Below are 9,690 nucleotides of genomic sequence, written 5' to 3' on the forward strand. Positions count from 1 at the left end.
ACCCTTGACGACCTCGATGACGGTACCGGTGACGATGCCGTCCTCTTCCTTGATCTTCTCGATCGTGCCCCAGGCACGCTCGTACTGAGCGCGCTTCTTGGACAGGATGAGACGACCCTCCTTGTCCTCCTTCTGGAGAACCAGGGCCTCGATGTTGTCACCGACGGCGACGACCTCGTGCGGGTCAACGTCGTGCTTGATCGAGAGCTCACGGGAGGGGATGACGCCCTCGGTCTTGTAACCGATGTCGAGGAGCACCTCGTCACGGTCGACCTTCACGATGACGCCCTCGACGATGTCGCCATCGTTGAAGTACTTGATGGTCTCGTCGATCGCGGCGAGGAACGCGTCCGCGTCGCCGATGTCGTTGACCGCGACCTGCGGGGTGGTGCTGAGGGAGGAGTCGGTGGGGCTCGTCATTAGGAAAAGGGCTCCGGTACGGACATGAAGTCGTAGGTAATGCCACGCGGAGGGCCCGTATTCGCTCCCACCGAAAGCCGGACAGCCAAGAACACGGCGCACCGAATCCTCCCGGGTACCGGGAAACGGTGTCCGTCTTGCGACCGTGGGGTCTTCGACAGATGCGAGCGCGACCTGCTCCGTCCGAGGCGCGCAGGCCCGCAGCGCAACTTGTAGCATACGGGGACGGCCAGGCACGGTCAACGCCAAGGGCGGCAAGACGGTGGAGGCCGGTATGGATCAGGCCATATCCTCCGATTGCGCACCTCACGGGTGGCGGCCGCAGGGAGCCCTTCCCCGGATGCCACCGCCAGGATCCGGCCCCTTGATGGGACCGGTTCGCGGCAGCGGCGCTTCCGCAGACCACACCCTACGCGATGGGCATTATCACCGTGGCCACCACCCCCCCACCGGATCTGCACGATCTTGACGACGACGGCGACGACGCGGTACGGCGGCACGCCGAGGTCGACGAGAGCAGCCGCGCCAGCCGGCACTGGTGGGACCGGAACGCGGACGAGTACCAGGACGAGCACGGCGAGTTCCTCGGCGACGACCGGTTCACCTGGTGCCCCGAGGGCCTGGACGAGGCGGACGCCCGCCTGCTCGGCGAGGTCGCGGGCCGGACCGTGCTGGAGATCGGCGCCGGCGCCGCCCAGTGCTCCCGCTGGCTGCTCCACCGCGGCGCCCGCCCGGTGGCCATGGACATCTCGTACCGGCAGCTCCAGCACTCCCGGCGGATCGACCTGGCGCGCGGCACCCCGCCCGTCCCGGTGGTCCAGGCGGACGCGGCGGTGCTGCCGTTCGCCGACGGCGCCTTCGACCTGGCCTGCTCCGCCTACGGCGCGGTGCCGTTCAGCGCCGACACCGCCGGGCTGATGCGCGAGGTGCACCGGGTGCTGCGGCCGGGCGGACGCTGGGTGTTCTCGGTGACCCACCCGATCCGCTGGGCCTTCCCGGACGAGCCGGGCGTCGAGGGGCTGACGGCGGTGGCGTCGTACTTCGACCGCACCCCGTACGTCGAGCAGGACGAGCAGGGGCAGGCCACGTACGTCGAGCACCACCGCACCCTCGGGGACCGGGTGCGCGAGCTGGTCGGCGCCGGGTTCCGGCTGCTGGACCTGGTCGAGCCGGAGTGGCCGGAGGGGCACGAGCAGGAGTGGGGCGGCTGGTCGCCGCTGCGCGGGCGGCTGATCCCGGGGACGGCGATCTTCGTGACCGAGCGGGACTGAGGCAGAGGTCCGGGGGGCGGCCGGCGGACGGCGGCCGGGGCCCGGCGGCTCCAGCCCGGCGGCCGGGCCCCCACGGGCCGGGGCGTCGGGGAGACTGTCGGGGTGAACCCCGCCTGGCGCGATCTGCCCGTCCGCACCGCCCTGCCCGAGCTGCACCGCGCGCTCGACGAGCACGGCACCGCCGTCCTGGCCGCCCCGCCCGGCACCGGCAAGACCACCCTGGTGCCGCTCGCCCTCGCGGGCCTGCTCGGCGACGGCCGCCCGCCGCGCCGGGTACTGGTCGCCGAGCCGCGCCGGCTCGCCGTGCGCGCGGCCGCCCGGCGGATGGCCTGGCTGCTCGGCACCGCCGTCGGCGGCGCCGTCGGCTTCACCGTGCGCGGTGAGCGGCGCGCCGGGCCGGACACCGTGGTCGAGGTGGTCACCACCGGCGTGCTGCTCCAGCGGCTCCAGCGCGACCAGGAACTGCCCGGCGTCGACGTCGTCGTCCTGGACGAGTGCCACGAGCGGCACCTCGACGCCGACACCGCCCTCGCCTTCCTGCTCGACGTCCGGGCCGCGCTGCGGCCGGAACTCGGCATCGTCTGCGCGTCCGCCACCTCCGACACCGAGGCCTGGGCCGAGCTGCTCGGCGGCGCCGAGGTGGTCGAGGCCCACGGCACCGCGCACCCGGTGGAGACCGTCTGGGCACCGCCGCCGCGCGCCGTCCGGCCCGCCCACGGGACCAGGGTCGACCCGGCCCTGCTGGAGCACGTCGCCGCCACCATTCGGCGGGCGCTCGCCGAGCGGACAGGCGACGTGCTCTGCTTCCTCCCCGGCGTCGGCGAGATCACCCGGGTCGCCGGGCTGCTCGCGGACGCCCCCGCCGAGGTGCTGCAACTGCACGGCCGGGCCCCCCAGGCCGTCCAGGACGCGGCGCTCACCGCGGGCGTGCACCGGCGGATCGTGCTCGCCACCTCCGTCGCCGAGTCCTCGCTGACCGTGCCGGGTGTCCGGGTCGTGGTGGACGCCGGACTGGCCCGGGAGCCGCGCACCGACCACGCCCGCGGCCTGGCCGGCCTGGTCACCGTCCGGGCCTCGCTGGCCGCCGCCCGGCAGCGCGCCGGGCGGGCCGGGCGCGAGGCCCCCGGTACCGTCTACCGCTGCTGGGCGGAGGCCGAGGACGCCCTCGCCGCCCGCTATCCGACCCCCGAGATCGCGCTCGCCGACCTCACCCCGTTCGCCCTCCAGACCGCCTGCTGGGGCGACGCGGACGCGACCGGCCTCGCCCTGCCGGACCGGCCGCCGGTCGGGGCGATGGCCGCCGCCCGGCAGACCCTGCGGGCGCTCGGCGCGGTCGACGCCGACGGGCGGGCCACCCCCCGCGGCTCCCGGCTGGCCCGCACCGGCCTCCACCCCCGGCTGGCGCGCGCCCTGGTCGACGGCGCCCCCGCGGTCGGCGAGCGGCGGGCCGCCGAGGTGGTCGCGCTGCTCTCGGAGGAGCCGCCGCGGGCCCTCGGCGACGATCTGGGCGCCGTGCTGCGCACCGTCCGGGACGGCCGCGACCCCTATGCCGGCCGCTGGCGCGAGGAGGTCCGCCGCCTCCGGCGCGGCGCGGGTTCCGAGCCCGACACCGACCTGCCGGACGCTGCGGCCGTCGGCCTCGTCGTCGCTCTGGCCTTCCCCGAGCGGATCGCCCGGGCCCGGGTGGAGAAGCCCGGACCGGGGGCGCGCAGCCCGTACCTGATGGCCTCGGGCACGGCCGCCGAGCTGGCGCCGGGCACCGCGCTGGGCGCCGTGCCGTGGCTGGCCGTCGCGGTGGCCGACCGCCCGGCCGGCTCGCCGTCGGCCCGGGTGCTGCACGCGGCGGCGCTGGACGAGGAGACCGCTGCTCGCGCCGGAGCGGCTCTGCTCGGCACCCGCGAGGAGGTCCACTGGGACGCCCGGCGAGGTGAGGTGGTCTCCCGGCAGGTGGAATCCCTCGGCGCCATCGAGCTCTCGGAGAAGCCGCTGGCCCGCCCCGACTCCTCGCTCGTCCGGGCCGCCCTGCTGGAGGGGCTGACCCGCGAGGGCGTCAGCGAGTTGCTGACCTTCCCGTCCAACCTGCGCGAACGGCTCGCGTTCCTCCGCTCCGCCATCGGCGATCCGTGGCCGGACGTCTCGGATGCCGCGTTGCTGGAACGCGCCGACGAATGGTTGGAGCCGGAGCTCTCGCGCGCCCGCCGCCGCAGCGACCTGGCGAGGATCGACACCACGGCGGCCCTCCAGCGCCTCCTGCCCTGGGCCACCGGCGAGGCCGGCCGTCTGGACGAACTCGCCCCCGAGCGCATCACCGTGCCGTCCGGTTCGAGGATACGAGTGGACTACGGCGCCGAACGCCCGGTGCTGGCCGTCAAGTTGCAGGAACTCTTCGGCTGGACCAGGACTCCCACCCTGGCCGGCGGCCGCATCCCGCTGACCATCCACATGCTGTCGCCCGCAGGCCGCCCCGCTGCCGTGACGGGCGATCTGGAGGGCTTCTGGCAGAACGGCTACCACGCCGTCCGCGCCGAGCTCAGGGGCCGCTACCCCCGCCACCCCTGGCCCGAGGACCCGACCACGGCCGAGCCCACGAAGCGCACCAACCCCCGGAAGTGACGGGAGCGGACAGCGCCCGAAGACCCCGGGGGCGACGCCTCCGCGCCCGCACCGGCGCACGGGAAGTCGGCGCCGCCGACTTCCCGTGCGGCACGTCTCCGTTCAGGAGGACGCCCACCAGGTCGCGGGTGTCGCGACCGTGTAGCCCAGCGACTCGTACAGCGGCCTGCCGAGCTTCGAGGCGGTGAGCGTGGCCGGCTGGTCCGCCAGGTGGGCGAGGGCGCCGAGCATGACGGCCCGGCCCACGCCGCGCGACCGGAACCGGGACGACGTACTGATCCAGTAGTGGCTGGCGACACCGTCGGCCAGGACGCTGACGCCGGCTCCCGCAGCCACGCCGTCGACCGTGGCGACGAACACGTCCACGCCCGGCTCTTCGATCAGCGCCGTCGGGAAGAGTTCACCGGGGCGGTAGGGCTCGAATCCGTCCAGTTCGAAGCCCTCGATCACGATCCGCTCGGCCGTCCGGAGATCCTCGGACCGCCGTACCCGGGTCACGCCGAGGGCCGGTTCCGCAACGGGCCCGGGCAGGCGCAGCATGATCGGCATCTGCCAGTTGCGCATGCCCAGGTGGCCCAGTTCGGTCGAGCTGAACGGGTCCTCGACGGTGGCCGCCCCGGCGGCCCCGCGGACCAGGTCGCTCACCTCGACCAGTTCACCTGGGTCCAGGTCGGGCTCCTGGATCAGGATCCGCAGACCCGCGCGCTCGTCGCCGTCGACGGCGACGAAGCCGCGGCGCCGGATCACCTCGTGCCCCCGGCTCCGGCCGGTCGCGGTCCAGAAGGCGGCGGAGTTCCGGGCCTGGCGCAGCGGCGCCTCGGCCAGGGACACGGACTGTTCGGTCGGCGTGGTTCCGGTTGTCATTGCGCCTACGCTAGTACGGAATTGACAGACCGTACGGGCCGATTCCGCGGAAAGCCGACCGGGCCGCGGCCGGGTCAGGGCCCGGGACCGCGGACCGGCGGAGCGCACCGGCGGGCCCGGGCGCCGGAGCACCCGGGCCCGCCGGTGACCCCACGCGTCAGTGTGCGGCGGCCTCCCAGTCGGGGCCGACGCCGACGGAGACGTCGAGCGGGGCGCGCAGCGGGTAGGCGCCGGCCATCTGCTCGCGGACGATCGCCTCGACCCGTGTGCGCTCCCCCGGGGCCAGCTCCAGCACGATCTCGTCGTGGACCTGGAGCAGCATCCGGGAGGCCAGGCCGGCCTCGCGCAGCGCGTCGTCCACCCGGAGCATGGCGATCTTGACGATGTCGGCGGCCGAGCCCTGGATGGGGGCGTTGAGGGCCATCCGCTCGGCCATCTCCCGGCGCTGGCGGTTGTCGCTGTTGAGGTCCGGCAGGTAGCGGCGGCGGCCGAGCAGGGTCTCGGTGTAGCCGGTGGCGCGGGCCTCGTCGACGACCCGGCGCAGGTAGTCGCGGACGCCGCCGAAGCGCTCGAAGTAGGTGTCCATCAGGCCCTGCGCCTCGGCCGGCTTGATGCCGAGCTGCTGGGAGAGCCCGTACGCGGAGAGCCCGTACGCCAGGCCGTAGGACATCGCCTTGATCTTGCGGCGCATCTCGGCGTCGACGGCGTCGCGGGTGACCTCGAAGACCTGGGAGGCGACGGTGGTGTGCAGGTCCTCGCCGGAGGCGAAGGCCTCGATCAGGGCCTCGTCCTCCGAGAGGTGGGCCATGATCCGCAGCTCGATCTGCGAGTAGTCGGCGGTGAGCAGCGCCTCGTAGCCCTCGCCGACGACGAAGGCGCGGCGGATCATCCGGCCCTCCTCGGTGCGGACCGGGATGTTCTGCAGGTTCGGGTCCTGCGAGGAGAGCCGGCCGGTGGCGGCGACCATCTGGTTGAAGGTGGTGTGGATGCGCCCGGCCGGGGAGACCGTCTTGAGCAGGCCCTCGACGGTGGTGCGCAGCTTGGCCTGGTCGCGGTGGCGCAGCAGGATGACCGGCAGCTCGTTGTCGGTCTGGGTGGCCAGCCAGGTGAGCGCGTCGGCGTCGGTGGTGTAGCCGGTCTTGATCTTCTTGGTCTTGGGCAGTGCCAGCTCGCCGAAGAGGATCTCCTGGAGCTGCTTGGGCGAGCCGAGGTTGAACTCGTGGCCGGCGGCGGCGTGCGCCTCCTCGACCACGCGCTGGATCTCGGCGGCGAACTGCGCCTCCAGGCCGGTGAGCCAGGCGCGGTCGGCGGCGATGCCGGTGCGCTCCATCCGGGCCAGCAGGGCGGCGATCGGCAGCTCCATGTCGCGCATCAGGCCGGTGGCGCCGACCTGGGCGAGGCGGGTGTCGAAGTGCGCGGCGAGGTCGAGCACGGCGCGGGCCTGGAGCATCAGCGCCCGGGCCCCGGCGGAGGCGTCCTCCTCCGGGGCGTCGAAGGCGAGCTGGCCGCTCTCGGCGGCGGGCGCCGGGGCCAGCGAGCGGGCCAGGTACTCCTCGGCGAGCACCTCCAGGGTGAAGGTGCGGCGGCCGGGCTTGTCCAGGTAGGCGGCCAGGGCGGTGTCGGCGACGACGCCCGCGATGGTCCAGCCGCGCTCGGCGAAGGCCCGCATGACCTGCTTGGCGATGTGCAGCGCCTTGGGGGCGGCCGGGTCGGCCAGCCAGGCGGCGAAGGCGCGCTCGTCCTCCTCGACGAGCAGCGCCGGGTCGAACCAGGCGGCCGTCTCCCCCGTCGCGAGGGCGATCTCGGTGACCTCGCCGCTGCCGAGGGCCCACTGGTAGACGGCGGCGAGGGCGACCGGGGCCTTGCCGGCGGCGTGCCCGGCGAGCCAGGCGGCGAGGGTGCCGGGGTCGGTGAGCAGTTCGCCGTCGACCTCGACGCCGGGGGCGGGCTCGGCCGCGGCCTCGGGCTCGGCGGCGGCCGGGTCGATGCCGAAGACGCGGTCACGGAAGTTGGCGTTGCGGAACTCCAGCGACTCCATCAGCGTGCCGACGGCCGCCCGGTCGAACGCGGCGCGGCCCAGGTCGTCGATGCCGAGCGGGAGTTCGACGTCGCGGACCAGCTCGGTGAGGACGCGGTTGCGCTTGACCGAGTCGAGGTGCTCGCGCAGCTTCTCGCCGATCTTGCCCTTCACCTCGTCGGCGCGGGAGACGAGTTCGTCGAAGGAGCCGAACTGGTTGACCCACTTGGCGGCGGTCTTCTCGCCGACGCCGGGGATGCCCGGCAGGTTGTCGGACGGGTCGCCGCGCAGCGCGGCGAGGTCGGGGTACTGGCGCGGGGTGACGCCGTACTTCTCGACGACCTTCTCCGGGGTGTAGCGGGTGAGTTCGGAGACGCCCTTGGTCGGGTAGAGGACGGTGACGTGCTCGGTGACCAGCTGGAGCGAGTCGCGGTCGCCGGTGACGATGTCGACGTCGAAGCCGGCCGCCTCGGCGGCGGTGGCCAGGGTCGCGATGACGTCGTCGGCCTCGAAGCCCTCGACGCTCAGCCGCTGGACGTTCATCGCGTCCAGCAGGTCGTGGATCAGGCCGACCTGGCTGCGGAACTCGTCCGGCGTCTTGGCCCGGTTGGCCTTGTAGTCGGGGAACTCGGCGGAGCGGAAGGTCTGGCGGGAGAGGTCGAAGGCCACCGCGAGGTGGGTGGGCCGCTCGTCGCGGACGGTGTTGGCGAGCATCGAGGCGAACCCGTACACCGCGTTGGTCGGCTGGCCGGTGGAGGTGTTGAAGTTCTCCACGGGCAGCGCGTAGAACGCCCGGTAGGCCATCGAGTGCCCGTCGAGCAGCATCAGCCGGGGACGGGCCGCCCCGCCGCCACCCGCCGCGCCCTTGTCCGTACTCTGCGTAGCCACGTCAACGTCCGTTCCTGCCGATTCCACTACCGGCCACCGATCCTATGGCCCGGCACCGACAAAAGGGGCGCGTCCGCCGGCGGGCCCTCCCCGCACCGGCCGCGCGCGGGGGCTCGGCGCGCTGGGCGCGGGGCCCCACCGCGCCGGCCCGCCACGCCAGTTTGCGCCCGGTGCCCGCTACCGCCGAGTAGGACGGTCGTACGATCACTGGCAGCACGACGACGTGACCCCGAGCGGCAGGAGCTCCCCCATGACCGACGCGTCCGACGCGGCCCCCGTCCTCAAGGTCCCGCAGGAGGTGCTGGACCACTTCGCCAAGCTCGGCGTGGACCCGGCCACCTTCTCCGGCGGGCACCTCGGCGAGAAGCTCGGCATCCGGGTCGTCGAGGCCTCGGGCGACCGGGTGGTGGGCACCATGCCGGTCGAGGGCAACCAGCAGCCGTACGGGCTGCTGCACGGCGGCGCCTCGGCGGCGCTGGCCGAGACCCTCGGTTCGGTCGGCGCGATGCTGCACGCCGGGCCCGGCCGGTACGCGGTAGGCGTGGACCTGAACGCCACCCACCACCGCTCGGCCACCTCCGGCCTGGTCACCGGGGTGGCGACCGCCGTGTTCAAGGGGCGCACCGCCGCCACCTACGAGATCGCGATCACCGACGACACCGGCCGCCGGATCACCAGCTGCCGGCTGACCTGCATGCTGCGCGACCTCTGACGCGACCCCGGGCCGACCGACGCACCCCTGGGCGCGCCCCCTGACGCCCCGTCGGCCCGGCGACCCTCCCGACGGCGGGTCAGCCGGGCTTACTGACCATCAGATCCCTTACGGGCCCCCTTGTTTGACCTTCGACCGCCCTGGGCAGGCGTTGGTCTATACAAGGGGGCCCCTGCGTTTTCACAGAATTTCAACCGTGTAACGCTGAGTGACATTGAGCGAATTCGCTCGACAGGGGACCCCGACGACCCGAGTGACACGGAAGTCCGTTCGTCAACCCCATGAACGTCCGATATACGGACGAGCGCGCCCGACACGAGCACAACGGACGGTCTCGTCCGATTATCGGAGAGGCCAGGAGTAACCCTCATTTCTGGGCCTTACACCTTTCTACCGGCCGGTAGAACCCCGGCAGCGCCGGATCGATCGAGCCAAAACGACCACATAGTGAGACAGTCGCTCCGTGTGCTCATAACAAGAGAATCACAGCCTCGCCACACCACTGCCGGAGCCCGCCCGACGGCATCTAGAGTCACGGCCAGTCACCGCGCCACCGGATTGGGCCAGGCAGCCCATCGCGCATCCCGGCTCCCGCCATTCAGGCGCGGCGCCCTCCTGAACCGAAGGGGACCCCTGTGCGTCATCGTTCAGCAGTTGTCGTGAGCATTGCCGTGATCGGCGCCCTCAGCCTGAGCGCCTGCGGCTCCCGCGGCGAGAAGAAGTCGGGGGACGGCAACAACGCCGGGTCCAGCACCACCGTCACCATCGGTGTCGACGCCCCCCTCACCGGCGACCTCTCCGCCCTCGGCCTCGGCATCCGCAACTCCGTCGAGCTCGCCGCCAAGCAGGCCAACGAGAAGAACGAGGTCCCCGGGATCAAGTTCCAGATCAAGGCCCTCGACGAC

At 73.3% G+C, this 9,690-nt stretch carries 6 protein-coding genes and 1 pseudogene; 4 read left to right on the plus strand and 3 right to left on the minus strand.

Features of this window, described 5'->3' with window-relative positions; translation table 11 throughout:
* The coding region (locus MCM47_RS38605; RefSeq protein WP_238951623.1) for a S1 RNA-binding domain-containing protein at positions 1-420 on the minus strand (420 nt) is incomplete at its 3' end.
* 416 nt (positions 421-836) lie between these two features.
* On the opposite strand from MCM47_RS38605, the gene MCM47_RS38610 reads away from it, so the two are divergent.
* The gene (locus MCM47_RS38610; protein WP_238951624.1) at positions 837-1,691 is read left to right on the plus strand and encodes a class I SAM-dependent methyltransferase; all 855 of its coding nucleotides are present in this window, start codon (positions 837-839) and stop codon (positions 1,689-1,691) included.
* Positions 1,692-1,793: 102 nt separating this feature from the next.
* Positions 1,794-4,304 (plus strand): ATP-dependent helicase HrpB, encoded by a 2,511-nt coding sequence (gene hrpB / locus MCM47_RS38615; RefSeq protein ID WP_238951625.1) that lies wholly within the window; start codon positions 1,794-1,796, stop codon positions 4,302-4,304.
* A gap of 102 nt (positions 4,305-4,406) precedes the next feature.
* Here the strand turns inward: hrpB and MCM47_RS38620 are convergent, their stop codons facing one another.
* Entirely contained in the window at positions 4,407-5,168 is a 762-nt protein-coding gene (locus MCM47_RS38620; RefSeq protein WP_238951626.1) for a GNAT family N-acetyltransferase, read from the minus strand.
* 157 nt (positions 5,169-5,325) lie between these two features.
* The gene (gene polA, locus MCM47_RS38625; RefSeq protein WP_238951628.1) at positions 5,326-8,010 is read right to left on the minus strand and encodes a DNA polymerase I; all 2,685 of its coding nucleotides are present in this window, start codon (positions 8,008-8,010) and stop codon (positions 5,326-5,328) included.
* Between the two features lie 313 nt (positions 8,011-8,323).
* Here polA and MCM47_RS38630 point away from each other — a divergent pair, with 313 nt between their 5' ends.
* Positions 8,324-8,785, plus strand: a complete 462-nt coding sequence (locus MCM47_RS38630; RefSeq protein ID WP_238951627.1) for a PaaI family thioesterase — start codon at positions 8,324-8,326, stop codon at positions 8,783-8,785.
* A gap of 635 nt (positions 8,786-9,420) precedes the next feature.
* Positions 9,421-9,690: pseudogene (locus tag MCM47_RS38635) on the plus strand (branched-chain amino acid ABC transporter substrate-binding protein); the annotation flags it as partial.

The sequence above is a fragment of the Kitasatospora sp. A2-31 genome (assembly GCF_022288725.1).
GTDB lineage: Bacteria > Actinomycetota > Actinomycetes > Streptomycetales > Streptomycetaceae > Kitasatospora.

Excerpts from the sequence above, each read along its gene's own strand:
- MCM47_RS38610 (WP_238951624.1), top strand. The coding sequence starts at position 837 with ATGGGCATTATCACCGTGGCCACCACCCCCCCACCGGATCTGCACGAT.
- MCM47_RS38620 (WP_238951626.1), bottom strand. The coding sequence starts at position 5,168 with ATGACAACCGGAACCACGCCGACCGAACAGTCCGTGTCCCTGGCCGAG.
- MCM47_RS38630 (WP_238951627.1), top strand. The coding sequence starts at position 8,324 with ATGACCGACGCGTCCGACGCGGCCCCCGTCCTCAAGGTCCCGCAGGAG.
- polA (WP_238951628.1), bottom strand. The coding sequence starts at position 8,010 with ATGCTGCTCGACGGGCACTCGATGGCCTACCGGGCGTTCTACGCGCTG.